Below are 17,264 nucleotides of genomic sequence, written 5' to 3' on the forward strand. Positions count from 1 at the left end.
CGCGGTGAGTGGGTAGTCTCCGGTTCGTGGCCGAGCCGATCACCGACGCGCGTGTTTCCGCTGTCCTCCGGGTCTTCGTCCGCGGCTGTGGGCCGATGGTCCAGCGGCTGCGGGACGAGGGAGAGCCGGTCGACATCGACGACGACGAGACCGATGTGGACCGTGGCCTGCTGGAGAAGGTGAAGGACCAGCTGGCCCAGGTGAAGTTCCCGGGCTCGGACGCGTGGGCGCGGATGGACGCGGACGACCGGTCCACCTGGTGGGTCGGCCGAGTCGGCCGGTTGACGGCGTTGGTGGCCTCGTTCACGGGGCTCGCCGGCGCGATCGGCGACCGGTTTCCGTTGCAGGACATGCTCGGTTCGGCTGGGCAGGGACTTCTGTTGTGCGCCATAGCTGCCGAGCGCGGCATTGACGACGTCGGCACGCGGGTGCGGTTGCTGGCCTCGGTGTTGTTCGACCGGGACATCGATCCCGTTGTGGCAGCCGGCGACGGCAACGACAAGGAAGACGAGGAGACGGTCGAGCGACTGGCGGCCGACGCCGTCGCCGGAGAGGTCGAGGAACCGCCCAAAGGCAAGAAGTTCGGAGTCAAGGCGGCCGCGAAACTGTTGTGGCGCCAAGGCCGAATGCTCATGGCCATCCGCGACGAACTGGAAAAACGCCCCCAAGGCCGCTTCTACCACAAAGCACTGGGCCTGCTCCCGGTCGTCGGAATGGCCGGCGACTACCTGGGCGAACGTTCAGCCCTCAGACGTGCCGCCAAAGCCGCCACCAAGTGGATCGCCAAGAACCACCCCGGCGCGCCGTGAACCCAGCGCCGCGTCAGCAGTCCTTGTGGCGGTCTGTGGTCAGGCGGTCGAGCCATTCGCCGAGCAAGCGTTGTTCCGCGTCGCTGAGCGTTGTTTGTTCGGGCAGCAGGGCGCGCAGTGCACGGGCGGCACCGGCGGGGCCTGGGTCGCGTACGGCGGGTTTGTCGAGGGTGACGGCGGAGATCATTGCTTCGCGCATGGCGGTGAGGAGGGCGGGGTCGCGTCGATCGTCGGGCAGCGACAGCCAGGTGAGCACGGCTCCGCGGGCGGTCGCGTGGATGAGCGAGGCCGCGAGGTCCTCGTCGACGCGCAGCCGGCCGCTTGTGGCGAGTCGGTGGATGCGCCCGAGCAGGATCCGCATACCGGCTTGGAAGGCGGCTGAGTTCGTGCCGCGCTTGGGCTCGCCGTACATCAGCGCGTACAACTCGGGATTGGCGAGCCCGAACTCGACGGCGAGGTCCCAGCCCGTGCCCAGGTCCTCGACGGGATCCTGCGGGCGGGTGTCGGCGTGTTTGGCCGCGAGGAACGTGGCGTAGCCGTACTCGGCCACCGCCTCAAGCAGCCCGTCCTTGTCGCCGAACCAGCGATAGATCGCCGGGGCCTGCACCCCGGCGGCGGCCGCGACCGCACGGGTGGTGACCGCGTCCCGTCCCTCGCGCGCGAGCAGGTCCGCCGCCGCCTCAACAACCCGCTGCCGGGAGGTCTCCCGAGCCGCGACCTCCACCTCCGTGCCATCAGTCACTTATCAACGATAACACCAAATCGTTTCCGGTGATGTTATCTGTGATACCGTCTTGTCGATACCACTGGAAACGCGAGGTAGGGGAGTTGTGGACATGCCCGAGAAGCTGCGCATCGTCGGCCTTGAGGAACACGTGGTCCTGCCGGTTCTGCTCGACGCATGGGCGAGGGCGGGAGTGCCACAGGGTCCTTACGCAGCCGACCACCCGGTCACGCGACGGCTGCGTGACGTCGGCGATCGACGCCTGGCCGACATGGACGACCAAGGCATCGACGTCGCGGTGCTGTCCCTTGCCACCCCCGGCGTGCAGAACCTCCCGGCGGCCGACGCGGTGAGCGTCGCGCGCGAGGCCAACGACGCACTCGCCGAGATCGTCGACACCCATCCGCCGCGATTCCAGGCGCTCGCAGCCATCCCGACGTCCTCGCCCGACGCTGCCGCGGCGGAACTGGAACGGGCGGTCACCCAACTCGGCTTTCCCGGCGCGATGCTCTACGGCCGCACTGGCGACAAACTGGCCGACGCGCCAGAGTTCGACGACCTCTACGCAGCCGCCGAGCAGCTCCGCGTCCCGCTACACTTCCATCCACAAGCCCCGGTCCAGGCGGTGCAGCAGGCCTATTACGCGGGACTGCCGCACGGTGTGGGATCGGCGCTGGCGACCGCCGGGCTGGGCTGGTACTACGACCTCGGCGTGCAGTACCTGCGCATGATCTTCGCCGGAGTGTTCGACCGCCATCCCGAACTCCAGGTGATCGCCGGGCACTGGGGCGAGGTCGTCCTGTTCTACCTTGACCACGTCGGTTTCCTCCGGGACATGGCCGGGCTGCGACGGCCGTTGGCCGACTACTTCCGCCAGAACTTCTGGGTGGCCGGCAGCGGCACGGTCAGCGAGCGCTACCTGCGCTGGACGGCCGAAGTCGTCGGGACCGACCGCATGCTGTATTCGACCGACTATCCCTACACCTACGGCACCCGGCCCGGCGGCTTCCCGTACCTGGACACCAGCGGCGGCGTCGCCCGGTCCTTCCTGGAGAACGCGCCGTTCACCGAGCAGGAGAAGGCCGCCATCGGGTCCGGCAACTGGGAGCGGCTGACCGGACGCGCCACAGCCGCCTAACGGCGTCACCGACTGGGCAAGCGGTTCGGCTTTCGCCATGCCGGTTGATCGAGCGTCCGCGTCTGCCGGTTTTTGGTTGGTGGTGAGCGGTGGCGCCGTGTCAGGGGCCGTGTCAGCGCCGTGGCCGTGCGCTGTCAGCACGGCCGGCGACCGTAGTCACCGTGATCAGATCCACCCCCGATCCTCAGGAGCACGCCATGCCGAAGTTTGACACCCCCGCCCCGATCACCACCGCCCTGAACATCCCCGCCGGCCGCGTCCACCTCATCGCCACCGACCGCACCGACACCGAGGTCGCCATCCAGCCCGCGGACCCCTCGAAGAACCGCGACGTCAAAGCAGCCGAACACACCACCGTCGACTACACCGACGGCGTCCTACGCATCCACACCCACGCCACCGACAACCAGTACTTCGGCCCCACCGGCAGCGTCGCCGTCACCATCCACCTACCCACCGACTCCCGCGTCGAGGCCACCACCGGCGCCAGCGAACTCCACACCGTCGGCCGCCTGGGCGACGTCACCTTCAACGGCGCCTACCGCCACATCACCATCGACCACGCCACCACCCTCCAGCTCACCGCCGTCGACGGCGACGTCCACGTCGGCCACCTCGACGGCCCCGCCCAGGTCACCACCACCCGCGGCGACATCCACATCACCGAAGCCACTCGCGGCACCGTCGTGCTGCGCACCCAATCCGGCAGCATCACCCTCGGCGCCGCCACCGGCGTCTCCGCCAGCCTGGACGCCGGCACCACCTACGGCCGCATCAGCAACTCGCTGAAGAACAACGGCACCACCGAACTCGACATCACAGCGACCACCGCCCACGGCGACATCGCCGCCCACAGCCTCTGAACGAGCGGATTGGGCCTAGGCTCGCTCGTATCGTGGACGTGGGTCACAGCGAGGCGATCAGGCGCTCCACCCGCTCGTCCACCGCGCGGAACGGGTCGTTGCACAGTACGGTCCGCTGTGCCTGATCGTTGAGCTTGAGATGCACCCAGTCGACGGTGAAGTCCCGGCCCGCCTGCTGTGCGGCGGCGATGAAGTCGCCGCGCAGCTTCGCCCGCGTGGTCTGCGGCGGGGTGTCCATGGCGGCCTCGATCTCGCCGTCCTCCGTCACCCGGGCCACGAGATCCTTGCGCTGCAACAGGTCGAAGATCCCGCGGCCACGCCGGATGTCGTGGTAGGCGAGGTCGAGCTGGGCGATGCGCGGGCTGGACAGCTCCATCCTGTGCTTGGCCCGGTAGCGCTCGACCAGCCGGTGCTTGATCGCCCAGTCGATCTCCCGGTCGATCTTGCTCAGGTCCTGCTGCTCGACCGCGTCCAGCGTGCGACCCCACAGCTCGATCACCCGCTCGGCCATCGGGTCCGGCGACCGCTTCGCCACATGCTCGACCGCCCGGGAGAAGTACTCCCGCTGAATGTCCAGCGCCGAGGCCTCCCGCCCGCCGGCCAGCCGCACCAGGCGCCGGCCGGTCAGGTCATGGCTGATCTCCCGGATCGCCCGGATCGGGTTGTCCAGGCTGAAATCCCGGAACTGCACGCCTTCCTCGATCATCTCCAGCACGAGGTTCGCGCTGCCCACCTTCAACAGCGTGGTCCCCTCGGCCATGTTCGAGTCGCCGACGATCACGTGCAGGCGGCGGTAGCGCTCGGCGTCAGCGAGCGGCTCGTCGCGGGTGTTGATGATCGGCCGGGACCGAGTCGTCGCCGACGAGACGCCTTCCCAGATGTGCTCGGCGCGCTGCGACAGGCAGTACACCGCGCCACGCGGGGTCTGTAGCACTTTCCCGGCACCGCAGATCAGCTGCCGCGTCACCAGGAACGGCAGGAGCACGTCGGCGATCCGCGAGAACTCCCCGGCCCTGGTGACCAGGTAGTTCTCGTGGCAGCCGTAGGAGTTGCCGGCCGAGTCGGTGTTGTTCTTGAACAGGAAGATGTCGCCACCGATGCCCTCGTCCGCCAGCCGCCGCTCGGCGTCGACGAGCAGGTCCTCGAGGATCCGCTCACCGGCCTTGTCGTGCGTGATGAGCTGCACGAGGTCATCGCATTCCGCTGTCGCGTACTCAGGGTGCGAACCGACATCAAGGTAGAGACGAGAGCCATTGTGCAGAAAGACGTTCGAGGAACGCCCCCAGGACACCACTCGCCGAAACAGGTACCGCGCGACCTCGTCCGGGCTCAGCCTGCGCTGGCCGTGGAACGTGCAGGTCACGCCGAACTCGGTTTCGATCCCGAAGATCCGCCGCTGCATTCCCTCAGTCTAGGCGCTCTGGGTCAGAAGTTGTCTGGATCGCTCTGAGCTGGGGCGACTTGGCTGAGTTCAGTGCGGAGCTTGTCCTGCCGGGGCCTGAGGGGAAGGATCCCGGGAACTGCGATCATGTACGCCATCGTATCGGCAGGCGGAGCAGGGCAATGGCATGACGCGTTTTCAGCAGGTATCGACGGAGCACTGGGAGGTGCGGCGATGGACACGTCCGCGTATGTGAAGGCTGTTTTCGAACAGTCGAACACGTTCGCCGACTGGGTACACGGCCAGGACGCGGCGGCCCCGGTGCCGACATGTCCGAAGTGGACGCTAGCTGATCTTGTCGACCATGTCGGCGGGACACAGCGTGTGGTGGCCAAGCTCGTGGGGGAACGGATGACCGAGCCGAGCAGGGCGTTCGCCAGCTACGTTCCAGGTCCGACCGATTCGGCCCAGTGGCGCGCCTGGCTGACCGACGCCGCGGCCGAGGTGAAGCAGGCGTTCGAGTTGGTCGCCGATGACACGCCAGTATGGGATCCGTCCGGCGGCGCTGCGGGCGTGCAGTTCTGGTCACGTCGACTGTTCGGCGAGGCTTGCGTGCATCGCGCGGACGCGGCCGCGGCGCTCGGCATCCAGTACGAACTGGCGCCAGAGCCTGCCGTCGCGGCCATCGAGGACTGGCTGGACACGATGACGTCCCGCGGCTACTGGGAGAACAGGCCGGACTTCGCCGACGCGATGCGCGGCGGCGGCCAGACCCTGCATTTCCACGCGACCGACGCGCCCGGAGAGTGGCTGGTACGCCGAGAACCGGACATGGTCGTCCTGGAACGCACGCACACCAAGGCAGACGTCGCGGTACGCGGCCCAGCCACCGAACTACTGCTCGTGCTCAGCAGGCGTCGTCCGCTGGACGCGGCTCCTACGCTGGACCTGCACGGCGATCGGGCACTGCTCGACCACTGGATCGAACACATGGACTGGGTCAACGCCGGCTGAGCTGATCGCGCGGGGAAGGTTGCGGAAAGTTTCCGCTGGTGAGAGAGAAAGTTGGGCGGCGAGTGTCGCATCTGTCCATGGAGGATGGGTGGTGCTGTCCGTTTCACACCCCGTTGGGTGGAGGAAATCTGGAGAACTGATGTGCGTTGAACGTCGTCGAACCGCGCTCTACGGTAGCGTACGGACCATCTGGTTCCGCCGGCCCGACGTTACGTTGGTCGCGTGATCACAGTCCCGACGTAGTTGCTGGTGCGCGGTCTTCCACGGCCCATAGCGTTCGGGCAGGTCACGCCACGGTGCCCGGTGCGCAGCTTCCACAGGATCGCGTTGATCAGGTCGAGCCGATCCTCAACGAGCAGCGACTGCGTTAGTCCCCGTCGTCGCAGTGCGACCGGTGGTTGTTGCCGGAGTGTGAACCGAGTAGCCCGCCGAGCAAGCCAGTCACGCTGCCGACCAATCCTGTTACGCCGCAAATCAATCCGGGCACCGACGCGGCCGGCTGGGCGGTAGGCGGCGGATCGGTCGGTGGCGGTGGTGTAGTCGGTAAGGGGTTGGCCGATGGTGAGGTCGTGGGCGGCGGGGTCGAGGTTGTTGGTAGCGGGCTCTGGGGTGTGGCCGGTCGGGGAGGGGCCGCGGCGACGATGTCCCTTGGCGGAGTCACGGCCTTCACCGGCATGGCCTGCGCCTGGACGGGCGTCTGCACGGTCAGTGGCCGGATGTCCGGGACGGCGGTGATTCCCTTGGCGTACGTGGACATCCACGCCAGCACCAGATTCCGGTAGCTGGTCGAGTGGTTGTAGCTCAGGATGGCGTCACTGAGCCCTTCGGGAGTGCCGAGGTCTCGGTTGTCCGCGCACAGGTAGTGGGCCGCGACCAAACTCGCGTCGTACACGTTGTTGGGGTTCGCTCGGTCGTCGGACCAGGTCGCCCAGGTACTCGGGAGGATCTGCATCGGCCCGACCGCACGGTCCCAGGCCGGGTCGCCATCGAGCCGGCCGCCGTCGGTGTCCGGGATCGCGGCGAAGCCTCCGGCGCCGTCCAGCGCCGGCCCCAGGATCGGGTGCAGCGTGGTGCCGTTTCCGTCGACCTGGCCGTGCTCCGCGTGGTTGGCCTCCACCTTGCCGATCGCCTCGAGCAACTCGACCGGCAGGTGACATCCCGACTGTGCTTTGTGGATCAGATCGGCGGCGCGTCGATAGGCGTCCAGCACGGTGGCCGGGACATCCCCGGTGAACACTGCCGGAATCGTCAACGGACCGGAGTCGTCGAGATTCTCCGTCCCACCGGTCGGCTGATCCACCTCCGGCGGTGCCTCGGCGTGGTCTGTATTCCCTGGTGGCAGGGAATTTCCGGCGGGCAGCGAATCCGGTGCTCGCGGTGCGTTCGTCGGCACGTCCGGAGCCGCGGCCGAGGTGGCCAACAGCACCAGGCACGCACCGACCGCACCTGCCCGCGACGTCGACATCCGACGCCGCTTGTTCCGTTTGTTTTGGCCTGTTTTCCGCACCTGCCCAGTAGAACAGGCTGCCGGCAACGAAAGCGCTTCCGGAGCTGGTGGTGTCCGCGGCGGGCAAGGAATGTGCCCTACCCGGAAATCGACGCTGGTGCACTCACGGTGCACCCCGGACCAGCACCGCCTTCTGCCAAGACCGGTCACGCTCAAACGTCGACGTGTCGGCGTCGCCAGAATGGCGCGTCCGGCCAGTGCGTTTCCAGGCCGTAGTAGGCGAGTCTGGCCTGCCGGTACGCGTTGAGCTCGCCGGCCTGGGCACGCTGGTACTCCTGTGTGGGTTTGACCTGGCCCGCCAGCGGATCATCGAGCGCCGAGACCCACCCCGTCCCGACGGTGAGAGGCAGCCCGCTGCCGCGACGGCGGATGCTGCTCATCCCACACCGCGCGGCAAACCGGCTGCTCGGTCGTCGAAGGGCGGGTACGTGACGGCCGGTGGGATCATGTGGTCGCCTGTAGGATCTCGCCGCGCGTGAATAGTCCGAAATTCGTGGCATTTCTTCGAGGCTTCAAGGACTCGGACCGTTGCCCCGGGCGGTGCTGGTCACGGGCGGTCGGGTGTTCCCGCCGGGTCGGCTGCGTAGTGGGCGAGGTCGTCGGCCATCCGCTGCATCACCCGGGGCAGGACGAAGGGCATGGTCCAGCCGATACCGGGTCGCATCCGCCAGGTGCCGTGCCAGGTGATGGTAGTGCCGCCGGCCGGGGTGGGATCCAACTCGATGACGGCACGGTAGTCCTTCATGGCGAAGTTGAAGGCGTCCTCGTACGACATCCGTTGGCGCGGCACCAGTTCGGTGAGTCGTTCACCGGTGACGACCCGGCCCGTGCGGAACGCGCGGATCGCTCCGACGCCGTCGTGGCCGTGTGGGTCGAGGCCGCTGGAGCGTTCCTCCACCAGTTCGTCCAGTCCGGAGGACCATCGGGGCCAGCTGCGGGCATCGATCAGCAGGCCCCACACGGTGTCGACGGGTGCCGAACTCGTTGCGCTGACTCGGTAGTGAGGCACGTCGTATCCTTTCGTTCTCCTTCGCACCCTGCCGAGGTGACGCCGCGGCAGCGGATGTGATGGTGGTCGGTGGTTTCCAGCAGTTCCCGCGCCTGGCCGAGACGGGCGTTGAGCAGCCGCTGCAACAGGGTTGTGCCTGTCTCCTCGGTGAATCGGCGCATGAAGGTGTGCCAGCACGCGGGCCTGCCGCGAACCTGCGCCAGCACGCCCGGTGTCGCCGGCGGCGAACCGGACGTCGACACCGGCACCGTCGTCGGCGAGCGATTCGATGTGCTCCCGCATGCGGACCGTGGTGCTGGCAGGGAGCGCGTCGATCATGATCCGCGCGAGGTCCTCCCGGGCGATTTCGATGTCGTGGTCGGAGACGTCGAACTCGTTCACCGGCATCTGGCCGATCTCCTGGCCGTCGGCGTCGACGAACACGCTCAGTTCGGTCGCGCGAACACGGTTCTGCTTGATCTTGGTGAGTAGGCCCGGTCTGTGCCTCCTTTGAGGCCCATCTTAAAGCAACAAGATATAGCTTTAATGCCCGAAGGGGTGGCCCGTGACGAGGATCACCCATCGGTATGGGATTTACTGCCCGGATGCGGGACAAGGAGTGAACGAGAGATGGCAAACGACTCCCCGCCGCGGCCGGCGGCCCGCCGGCCCGGTGGCCGCACCGCCCGTGTCCGGGAGCGGATCCTCGCCGCGACAGCGGAACTCGTCGCGCGGCACGGCTTTGCCGGCTTCGGCTACGAGGACGTGGCCGAGCTGGCCGGGGTGCACAAGACGAGCGTCTACCGCAACTGGCCTGATCGCGACGCGCTGGTCAGCGAGGCGCTGCTGTGGAATGTCGAGGGGATGGTGTCCATTGCCGACACCGGGGATCTCCGTCGCGATCTGGTCGACTTCCTGATCGCGCTCGGCGAGAGCCTGAACTCGCCCAGGGGGCGGGCATTGTTGCAGGCCGCCCGGTCGGCTCAGGAGAACCCGGCGACCCGCGGCACGGTGAACGCGATCTTCCAGCAGCGCACTGATCTCGTGATGCGACGGGTGGACAGCGCCGTCGTACGCGGCGAGCTGCCGCCGGTGGACAGCTACCTCGTGACCCAGATGCTCTCCGGTCCGGCCTACAGCTACGTCGACCAGCGGGTGCGGCCTTTCACCCGGACGGAGGCCGAACGGATCACCGACGTCGTGCTGGCTGGGATCCGGCACACGGCGTCGTGAATCGATTTCGTGCGCGCCCACTTGTCGACCGAGGGCGTGGTGAACCCCGCCCGCTGGGGCGACCGCGCGGATGGTCAGCGCCTCCTCCTTGCCGTCCTCGTCCAGCAGTTCCTCGGCGACGCGGAGCATGTCTTCGCGGGAGCTGGCCGCCTTCGCCGGCACGGGCCTGGACGCGCCTAGTGCTCATGACACCAGACTGACACCGTCAACTTGACATCGTCAACCTGACACCGCTAACTTGACGGCGTCAAGTTGATGAAGACCGGTGAGACCACACGCCCTGGAAAGGCTCCGCCCGTGCTTCAACTCAGCGACTCGTCCTGGATCCTCGCCGGGGTCGTGCTCATCACCGTCGTCATCATCGCGTTCGGCGGCACGTTCCTGCTCCAGATCGTGCGCGTACCCATGACGGACTTCCAGAAGACCTTCGCCCAGTCGAGGCGGGGAACTGTCGTTCGATCCTTACGTAGATGGAGATCGCCATGACACGCACTGGAATGACAGCGTTGATCACCGGGGCTTCGGCCGGAATCGGTGCCGAGTTCGCGCGGTTGTTCGCCGCGGACGGGCATGACCTCGTTCTCGTCGCCCGCCGCCGCGCCAAGCTGGAGACGTTGGCTGATCAACTCCGTGACGCGCACGGGATCGACGTCAGTGTCATCGCCGCGGACCTGAGCGACCCGACCGAACCGGCGCGGGTGCACGCCGAGATGACCCAGGCCGGCATCGAGGTGGAGTTCCTGGTCAACAACGCCGGCTTCGGCACCAACGGGTCCTTCGCCACACTGGACTTGGCCCGGGAGTTGGCGATGATCGAACTCAACGTCAAAGCGCTCACGCGGCTCACGGGCTTGTTCCTGCCGTCGATGGTCGCGCGCGAGAGCGGTCGCATCCTGAACGTCGCCTCGTCGGCCGGATTCCTGCCCGGACCGTACATGGCCACGTACTACGCCTCAAAGAGCTTCGTTGTGAACTTCACCGAGGCCATCGCCTACGAACTGAGGGGCAGTGGGGTCACGGCCACCGTGCTGTGTCCTGGTCCGTCGGCGACCGAGTTCGCCACCGTCGCCGGTGCGCAACGCTCACCCCTGTTCACGTCCGGGCTCACCGACGCGGCCACGGTCGCACGATCCGGCTTCGAGGCGATGAAAGCCGGCAAGACGATCGCCATTCCCGACCTGGGGACCAAATTCCGGGCGGAGGTGCTGCGGGTCGCCCCGCGCTCGGCGATCCGTGCGATCGCGGCGCGACTGAACCGACCTTGACCCGGACGGGCGCTGTGCGGGTGGTCCTGCGCCAAACCGGTCGTTGCCGACTTCGGCGCCCCGGCCGGGCGGGTTGTCCACAGCGACCTGCCAGCCGTGCTTGCCGATGTCGAACTGTCCTATGTGGCGAGGTGGTGGAGCGAACGGTGGTAAGGGGGTCTGTCGTATGACGGTCTTGACGGATGTGGTCCGTGGGCTGCTGTTCGCCGCGGGAACGGTGTGGCTGATCGTGGAGTTGGTCAACAGCAGGCGTTCCCGTGCCGAGGCGGTGACGGCGGACCACGGCAGTCGGGTGTTGCTGCATGTCGCCGTCGGGGTTGGGTTCGCCGTGGCGATCGGCCTCTGGCGGGTGGTTCCGGCCACGGCGGTGCAGCCGACCGTTGCCGCGTGGGTCGGGTTGGGCATCCTCGCGTGCGGTGTCGCGCTGCGGGTGTGGAGCTTCCGGACCTTGGGCAGGTACTTCACCTACTCCGTGCAGACCAGCGACGACCAACCGGTGATCAGCACCGGTCCTTATCGCGTGGTTCGGCATCCCAGCTATGTCGGGTTGTTGTTGGTCGTGGTGGGGACGGGTATGTCCGTCGCGAACTGGCTGTCGATCATCAGTCTGACCGCGATCATGCTGTCCGCTCTGGTCTACCGAGTCGTCGTGGAGGACCGGGTGTTGTTACGGGAGCTCGGTCAGCGGTATCGCGACTACGCCGCCACACACAAGCGACTCATCCCCTTCATCTGGTAGCGGGTTTCCGCCAGCGGTGATCCGTGGGATTCCTGATCTGATCGTGGCCGCGGTGCGGAGGCAACGGTGTGCTCACTGGAGTGCGTCGAGCCCGGTTTGGAGGAACTGCCGGGCCGAGTTCGCGGCATCCGTCGCGGACACGCCAAGTGGCTCGAACTCGGCGTCCCATTCGACCACGCAGCCCCCCAGATCGCTCAGGACGCGAAGAGTCGACACCAAGGTCGCGAATGGGAGCGCGCTTTGGTCGATGCGGTAGCTGTAGTGGCTGGGTCCGTTGTCCAGGAGCGTCTCCACGATCCGTCCACCGTCCGTGGTGACGAGCTCTCGACCTTGGCCGCTCGCGGTCACCGCGGTTGATGTGACGGCGGGATGCCATTCGTGGAGGGAACCGAAGCCGCCGATACGCTTCCACATGTCCTCCGGGGAGGTGGCGAAGCGCCTTGACGTGGTCACACGGGCCATGGTCCGGTCACATCCGTGCGGTCAGTTTGATCTCGACGAGCTGCGCGGGGAACGCGAGCCGCGGTGTGCCGACCAGGGTGCTCGCCACTTGTGGATCATCCCGTCCGTATGCCGCCTTGCGTATGGGTCCGGCGACGTCGAAAGCCGCGTCGATGTCAAGGACGTACAGGACTTCCTCCACGACGTCGGCGAGCGAGGCGCCGAACCGGCGCAGGAGCGCCTCCGCGTTGGTGTAGGACCGTCGCATCTGCTCGCCCATGTTCCCGTAGTCGATCACTTTCCCGTTCTCGTCGAGCGGAGCCGGAGCGACGAGCTCAGGGCCGTTGTGGGCGAGCTGCCCGGACACGTAGATCGTGTCACCGCGTTTGACCGCCTGAACGTAGCCGTAAGCTTCCTCCCAGGGAACACCGAAGTTCTCGGTGCGCGTTGCGGACATGGCGCTCTCCTTCACAGTGTGCGATGGCCGGGATGTCTTGACCGTAGGAGCCGTGGCCGATCGGTGGCCAGAGGTATCGGTGCCGTTCTTGGCAAGGATCGTGTCAGGAGGTGTGGTGGTGTCCAGGCCTGCTCGCACGGTTGCCATCGTCGCGATGCCGCGAGTGATCGCGCTGGACTACAGCATCGCGGCCAACGTCCTTGGCGGTCATCCAGGCTACGAGCTGATGGTGTGCGGGGAACCTGGGCCGGTCGCCGCGGAACAGCGGGTGACGATCGTCGCCTCGCACGGGCTGGCCGCGCTCGCACGGGCGGATGTCGTGATAGTCCCGGGATACACCGATCCGCATCTCGCCATCGCGGACGCCTACCTGGACGCCATCGCCGGCAGTGCTGATCGAGGTGCCACGGTGGTCGGGATCTGCACGGGCACGTTCGCGTTGGCGGCCAGCGGGATCACAACCGGACGGCAAGTGACCACCCACTGGCGGTACACCGCACAGCTACGACAGTTGTACCCGGAGACCACCGTCATCGACAACGTCCTGTTCGTACAGGACGGGAATCTGCTGACGTCCGCGGGCGCTGGTGCCGGCATCGATGTGTGTCTGCACCTGATCCGTACTGACTTCGGTGTCGACGCCGAACGATTGGCGAGCAAGGACATGGTCGCCTCGCCCGCACGCCCGGGGCCACAGCCCCAGATCGTGGACGTGTTCTCCCCGCCAGGCGCGGACCTGGAAGCGACCCGAGTCTGGGCGGTCAAGCACCTGAACGAGCCGGTCACCGTGGCGGAGCTGGCTCGACGCAGCAGCATGGCCCGGCGCACCTTCATCCGCAGGTTCCGTGAACAGACCGGGATGCCACCGATACGCTGGCTCACCCTGCAACGCGTCCTGCTGGCCCGGCGGCTGCTGGAAACGTCAGACTGGTCGGTCGAGCGGATCGCGAACGTGACCGGGATGGGCACCGCCGCGAACTTCCGGGCCATCTTCCGCCGGGAGACCGGCATGTCGCCGAGCACCTATCGACGCCTGCACCACATCGGGGCCGCACCTGGCGAAGCGCGTTCCAGCACCTGAACGCCCGCCGCGGCGACGGCTTCATATTCTGGTCCGTGATGGACTGCGGTGGCCGGACGCAGAGGGAGATCATGCACGATCTGGAGGCGTTGCTCGCCGGGGTTCGCGTGGACCCGGCGGTACATCGCTTGCGTCCGGACTTCGCGGTGCTTGTCATGGTCGTCGACGGTCTGCCGACCGGGCCGAGCGACGGTGAGCCGGTCATCCCGTGTGATCTCGTACGAGACTGCCGTGTCCTGGTCGCCGTGCACGACAAGAGTAGGGACTATGTTGGCCGTCAAGTACTTCAGCGGCTTGTAGTGGTGGAACTCCTCGAACTGTACTCGACCGACCTCAAACTCGTCGTCGAGCATCAGGAAACCCTGTGCGGCCTGGCTGACGTTGAAGTTTTCGTTACCCCATGGCAGTTCCGGGTGAACAAAAGTACGTTGAAGATCCAACACTGGGTTCCATAGGGCCAGCCGACCGAGACGATCACCAAGCCGCGGGAGGGTGAGAGCGGTAGATACTGCTCCGAAGCTCGACGCCACGATCGCCAACGTGCCTGGGAAGCGGCGAGTCCCGTACTCGATGGCAGCCTGCAAGTCGAGCATCTCGCCGGCAATCGTCATCCCACGCTGAGATCCATCGCTGTCACCGTGGCCCTGAAAGGAGAACCGCAAGACGTTGAAGCCGCTGTCCGCCAGGCGATCCGCCAGGCGAACGAACATTCCGCCCTCGGTCATGTTGGCGTTGATGCCATGACATTGAATGACCAAGCCACGTTGTTCTTGTACTCGGGCAGGATGCCACGCGGCGTCCAGCCGTATGCCATCGATGGATGTCAACTCCACCTGTTCCACGCCAGCGCTCCCTCGTCACCTACTGTGACCGTGTCTCGCGTCCAAGTGTGCCCGACCCTGCGTGAGTAGACCGTTCCATCATGGCGAGAAGACAAATTCGCAGGTCCCGACCGCGCCTGAAGGACGCCAGGAACTCAACCACGATCTGGACCGGCGACCGAGCGCCCGCGAGGCACACCGACTACGAAGCATGCTCGTCGACAAGTCACAAGCATCTCGGACTGTGCCCTTATGCAAGCCCCAGTCAAGTGTAGACCGTCCGAAGTGGTCGCTGTGACATCCTGCGCGGTTGTCCAGTGTCCAATTGGTGTCCAGAAACTGGTCCCGCGGATGGGCTAGCCCACCTAGGCATGTCCATTGCACGCTGCGGGCGTGGTCCGATCTCGAACGGCATGCGGCGAAACTGCGCCTCGCAGAGCCGCTCCTACCTTGCGAAGCGACGCCATGCCCTGGGTACCTGAAGGCGTTGACGTCGAGGTGCCCAACGCCGCTCGGATGTACGACTACATCCTCGAGGGCAGCCACAACTTTGCGGCGGATCGGCAGTTGGCGGAGAAGGTGCTGAAGGTTGTTCCCGCCGAGGAGGCCGCCCGTTCCAATCGGGCCTTTCTCCGACGAACCGTGCGGCACCTCGTGCGGGACGTTGGTGTCCGCCAGTTCCGGACCTCGGTTCTGGCGTACCCACAGTCGGCAGCGTGCACCAGGTAGCTCAGCGCGACGCACCTGACTGCACCGTCGTGTACGTGGACAACGATCCGGTGGCGTCGCACACAGCCAACTGATGCTCGCCGAGAACAAGAACGCGACGGCGATCCTGGCCGATCTACGTCAACCGGCCACCGTGCTCGGCCGCGACGACACCCTCCGTCTGTTGGACTTCCGCAAGCCAGTTGCCGCTCTTCTGTTCGCCGTGCTGCACTTCCTGGCTGACGACGATAGCCCTGGGGACATTGTCGCTTCTTTTCGCGAGATGCTCAGCCTCGGGAGTTCCTTGGTCATCTCCCACGCGACAGACGATCACTATCCAGAAGAGCTCGCACAAGCTGTCGAGTTGTATCACAACACTAGGAACCGGCTCACTCCACGTACCCACGACCAAGTCGTGCAGTTGTTCGCAGGCTTCGACCTGGCGCCACCAGGTGTCGTCCTCGCGCCACTCTGGCAACCAGACCCCGCCGAGTTCATCGATCCTCCTCGCTCACTCTGCTACGGAGGCGTTGGCTTCAAGACCATTTAGTCCGCGATTGGATTCCGCCACTGTCCAAAGTGGCATTACTACTTGATCGGTTGTCCGACCGGACCAACAGAGTGCCGCCTGGATGGAAAGGTAGACCAAAGCACAATGCTGGACCTCGACATGGCCTACATCAACTACGAGCACGGCGGCCTGGTGGACGCCAACAGCAGGGGAGACGAGGTTGGACGTTACGAGTACACGGGACTGGTCCGCATTCTCGGCGAGGGTGACCGCTGGCCACACATCGCTCGCTGCCGCGCGACTGGGGCCCCTTCGCGCCGATCATCTTCTACGACACAACAGCCCTTCTCGTGGAACGCTGGTGGGACCACCGAGTACCAGGACACGCCGAACGCAAGCGCAATCTGCTGCGCCTCAAACCTTTCCCTGATGGGGACGTGATGTACCTGACCGTGATGCACGGCGACCTGTTTGAACCGAGATACCGTGCCGCCGACGCCAAGGCGAGACGTTGGCTCGCCCGAGACACCGTCCTCAGCGCGGTAGTCGGTGACATGAACGAGTCACTCAGCGGGCCTCATCACGAGCCCGCCGACCTAGACGACCCGAGCATCTACACAGATCCCGCCGGCTACGTACATCGCCTAGGCGAAGACAACAACGGCAACCCTGTACGGCCCGCCCGGCTGGCGACGTACGCCATGAACTACCTATGCGGCTACTGGGATGACCAACTTGGCAAGCGCGTCGGCGGCATCGGTTTCCAGGACGCAGCCGAACTCGCCGGCATCTACACCGGCACCAACCTCCCCAAACCCAGCGGTCGGCAATGTACCCAGATAGACCACAGTTTGCTCAACCGTCGGTTGTCAGAGCGAGTCGTACCTGGCTCGGTCTGCATCCACGAGCCCCTCGACCCCGGCCGTCCAGACTCCGACCACAAACGTCTGTCAGTCACAGTCCTGACGGCGGTATCAACGACCTGCTCGCCGAAGCCCGCCGCCCCGACCGGCGGTTCGTCGCCGTGGTCTGTGAATCGATCGACCGGGTTTCCCGCATCACCCGCATCGGCACCACCGGCAGCAGCCGCCCAAAAAGGCCACCCCCGTACTCAACCGGCGAGTCAAACAGGCGATCGCGGAGGTATGTGCTCAACATGGTGGAACTGGCCTGGGACGGGTTCATCCAACACACCAAGCAGGGCTGGAACATCGGTCGACCACCCTACGAGTACCTCGCCGACAGGGTGCCGCACCCCGTGCCGGCCCGCCGCGCCGAAGGGCGCACCAAACACCGACTGGTGCCCGATCCCGTACGTGGACCGGTAATCACTCGCATCTTCCCGGTGCGGGCACTGGAGAAACTCGGTTACGACACCATCGCCGACCAGCTCAACATCGACCTGGAGCGCAACCCGCCACCGCAACCCGTTGACCCCGCCCGCGCGGTCGGCCGATGGACGGGCTCCGCGGTGCGGGAATTCCTGTGCTTCTCTGCACTACAGGGGACAGTGTGATGGCCCTCGTGTTGTCCCCTGCTCGTGGCTGGTGCCGCAGGGATTCCTCAGGTCATGCGTCAGCGAGC

Annotated in this window: 20 protein-coding genes and 2 pseudogenes; 13 read left to right on the forward strand and 9 right to left on the reverse strand. The window is 66.3% G+C overall.

Annotated elements, in window-relative coordinates; translation table 11 throughout:
* Positions 1-26: 26 nt before the first annotated feature.
* Positions 27-809 carry a hypothetical protein gene (locus EV192_RS08535; RefSeq protein WP_132112701.1) on the forward strand — a complete coding sequence of 261 codons (783 nt, stop codon included), beginning with the start codon at positions 27-29 and terminating at the stop codon, positions 807-809.
* A gap of 13 nt (positions 810-822) precedes the next feature.
* Here the strand turns inward: EV192_RS08535 and EV192_RS08540 are convergent, their stop codons facing one another.
* Positions 823-1,551 (reverse strand): TetR/AcrR family transcriptional regulator, encoded by a 729-nt coding sequence (locus tag EV192_RS08540; protein ID WP_132112703.1) that lies wholly within the window; start codon positions 1,549-1,551, stop codon positions 823-825.
* A 94-nt stretch (positions 1,552-1,645) separates the two neighbouring features.
* On the opposite strand from EV192_RS08540, the gene EV192_RS08545 reads away from it, so the two are divergent.
* Positions 1,646-2,671, forward strand: a complete 1,026-nt coding sequence (locus EV192_RS08545) for an amidohydrolase family protein (protein ID WP_132112705.1) — start codon at positions 1,646-1,648, stop codon at positions 2,669-2,671.
* 197 nt (positions 2,672-2,868) lie between these two features.
* On the forward strand, positions 2,869-3,534 hold the full coding sequence (locus tag EV192_RS08550) for a DUF4097 family beta strand repeat-containing protein (protein ID WP_132112707.1): 666 nt from the start codon (positions 2,869-2,871) through the stop codon (positions 3,532-3,534).
* Positions 3,535-3,577: 43 nt separating this feature from the next.
* On the opposite strand, the gene pafA is transcribed toward EV192_RS08550, so the two are convergent.
* A complete protein-coding gene (pafA, locus tag EV192_RS08555; RefSeq protein ID WP_132112709.1) occupies positions 3,578-4,936 on the reverse strand; it encodes a Pup--protein ligase in 1,359 nt (452 codons plus the stop codon).
* A 213-nt stretch (positions 4,937-5,149) separates the two neighbouring features.
* On the opposite strand from pafA, the gene EV192_RS08560 reads away from it, so the two are divergent.
* Complete coding sequence (locus tag EV192_RS08560; RefSeq protein ID WP_165960252.1) at positions 5,150-5,929, forward strand: maleylpyruvate isomerase family mycothiol-dependent enzyme; 780 nt, start codon at positions 5,150-5,152, stop codon at positions 5,927-5,929.
* 234 nt (positions 5,930-6,163) lie between these two features.
* Here the strand turns inward: EV192_RS08560 and EV192_RS55575 are convergent.
* The 4 genes and pseudogenes from EV192_RS55575 to EV192_RS08580 form a co-directional block, all read right to left on the reverse strand.
* Positions 6,164-6,276: pseudogene (locus EV192_RS55575) on the reverse strand (transposase); the annotation flags it as partial.
* A 20-nt stretch (positions 6,277-6,296) separates the two neighbouring features.
* Positions 6,297-7,394 carry a lysozyme family protein gene (locus EV192_RS08570; RefSeq protein ID WP_132112713.1) on the reverse strand — a complete coding sequence of 366 codons (1,098 nt, stop codon included), beginning with the start codon at positions 7,392-7,394 and terminating at the stop codon, positions 6,297-6,299.
* 194 nt (positions 7,395-7,588) lie between these two features.
* A complete protein-coding gene (locus EV192_RS08575; protein ID WP_132112715.1) occupies positions 7,589-7,816 on the reverse strand; it encodes a hypothetical protein in 228 nt (75 codons plus the stop codon).
* Positions 7,817-7,983: 167 nt separating this feature from the next.
* Positions 7,984-8,445, reverse strand: coding sequence for an SRPBCC family protein (locus EV192_RS08580; RefSeq protein ID WP_132112717.1), 462 nt, complete (start codon positions 8,443-8,445; stop codon positions 7,984-7,986).
* 132 nt (positions 8,446-8,577) lie between these two features.
* Between EV192_RS08580 and EV192_RS53670 the strand changes: the two genes are divergently transcribed.
* The 5 genes from EV192_RS53670 (at position 8,578) to EV192_RS08600 (ending at position 11,661) form a co-directional block, all read left to right on the forward strand.
* Entirely contained in the window at positions 8,578-8,916 is a 339-nt protein-coding gene (locus EV192_RS53670) for a hypothetical protein (RefSeq protein WP_207925913.1), read from the forward strand.
* A 138-nt stretch (positions 8,917-9,054) separates the two neighbouring features.
* Positions 9,055-9,657 carry a TetR/AcrR family transcriptional regulator gene (locus tag EV192_RS08590; protein ID WP_132112719.1) on the forward strand — a complete coding sequence of 201 codons (603 nt, stop codon included), beginning with the start codon at positions 9,055-9,057 and terminating at the stop codon, positions 9,655-9,657.
* Between the two features lie 9 nt (positions 9,658-9,666).
* Positions 9,667-9,837 carry a hypothetical protein gene (locus tag EV192_RS53675; RefSeq protein WP_165960253.1) on the forward strand — a complete coding sequence of 57 codons (171 nt, stop codon included), beginning with the start codon at positions 9,667-9,669 and terminating at the stop codon, positions 9,835-9,837.
* A gap of 302 nt (positions 9,838-10,139) precedes the next feature.
* Entirely contained in the window at positions 10,140-10,922 is a 783-nt protein-coding gene (locus EV192_RS08595) for an SDR family NAD(P)-dependent oxidoreductase (protein ID WP_132112721.1), read from the forward strand.
* 166 nt (positions 10,923-11,088) lie between these two features.
* The gene (locus EV192_RS08600) at positions 11,089-11,661 is read left to right on the forward strand and encodes a methyltransferase family protein (RefSeq protein WP_165960254.1); all 573 of its coding nucleotides are present in this window, start codon (positions 11,089-11,091) and stop codon (positions 11,659-11,661) included.
* 72 nt (positions 11,662-11,733) lie between these two features.
* Here EV192_RS08600 and EV192_RS08605 read toward each other — a convergent pair whose 3' ends face one another.
* Positions 11,734-12,114 carry an SRPBCC family protein gene (locus tag EV192_RS08605; RefSeq protein ID WP_165960255.1) on the reverse strand — a complete coding sequence of 127 codons (381 nt, stop codon included), beginning with the start codon at positions 12,112-12,114 and terminating at the stop codon, positions 11,734-11,736.
* Positions 12,115-12,130: 16 nt separating this feature from the next.
* Complete coding sequence (locus EV192_RS08610; protein WP_132112727.1) at positions 12,131-12,559, reverse strand: Rid family hydrolase; 429 nt, start codon at positions 12,557-12,559, stop codon at positions 12,131-12,133.
* A gap of 118 nt (positions 12,560-12,677) precedes the next feature.
* Between EV192_RS08610 and EV192_RS08615 the strand changes: the two genes are divergently transcribed.
* Positions 12,678-13,640 carry a GlxA family transcriptional regulator gene (locus tag EV192_RS08615; RefSeq protein WP_207925914.1) on the forward strand — a complete coding sequence of 321 codons (963 nt, stop codon included), beginning with the start codon at positions 12,678-12,680 and terminating at the stop codon, positions 13,638-13,640.
* Here the strand turns inward: EV192_RS08615 and EV192_RS08620 are convergent.
* Entirely contained in the window at positions 13,583-14,482 is a 900-nt protein-coding gene (locus EV192_RS08620) for an alpha/beta hydrolase (RefSeq protein WP_207925915.1), read from the reverse strand. The two genes, EV192_RS08615 and EV192_RS08620, sit on opposite strands and share 58 nt — an antisense overlap.
* A 444-nt stretch (positions 14,483-14,926) precedes the next feature.
* Between EV192_RS08620 and EV192_RS56750 the strand changes: the two genes are divergently transcribed.
* From EV192_RS56750 to EV192_RS08630, 3 genes and pseudogenes are all read left to right on the forward strand, one after another.
* Positions 14,927-15,190, forward strand: a complete 264-nt coding sequence (locus tag EV192_RS56750) for an SAM-dependent methyltransferase (protein WP_279492951.1) — start codon at positions 14,927-14,929, stop codon at positions 15,188-15,190.
* Positions 15,178-15,719, forward strand: a pseudogene (locus tag EV192_RS08625) (SAM-dependent methyltransferase). The gene EV192_RS56750 and the pseudogene EV192_RS08625 overlap by 13 nt, the downstream one beginning before the upstream one ends.
* Before the next feature lie 1,108 nt (positions 15,720-16,827).
* Entirely contained in the window at positions 16,828-17,196 is a 369-nt protein-coding gene (locus tag EV192_RS08630) for a hypothetical protein (RefSeq protein ID WP_132112729.1), read from the forward strand.
* Positions 17,197-17,264: the final 68 nt, after the last annotated feature.

Source organism: Actinocrispum wychmicini, assembly GCF_004345645.1.
In the GTDB taxonomy this organism is placed as follows: Bacteria; Actinomycetota; Actinomycetes; order Mycobacteriales; family Pseudonocardiaceae; genus Kibdelosporangium; species Kibdelosporangium wychmicini.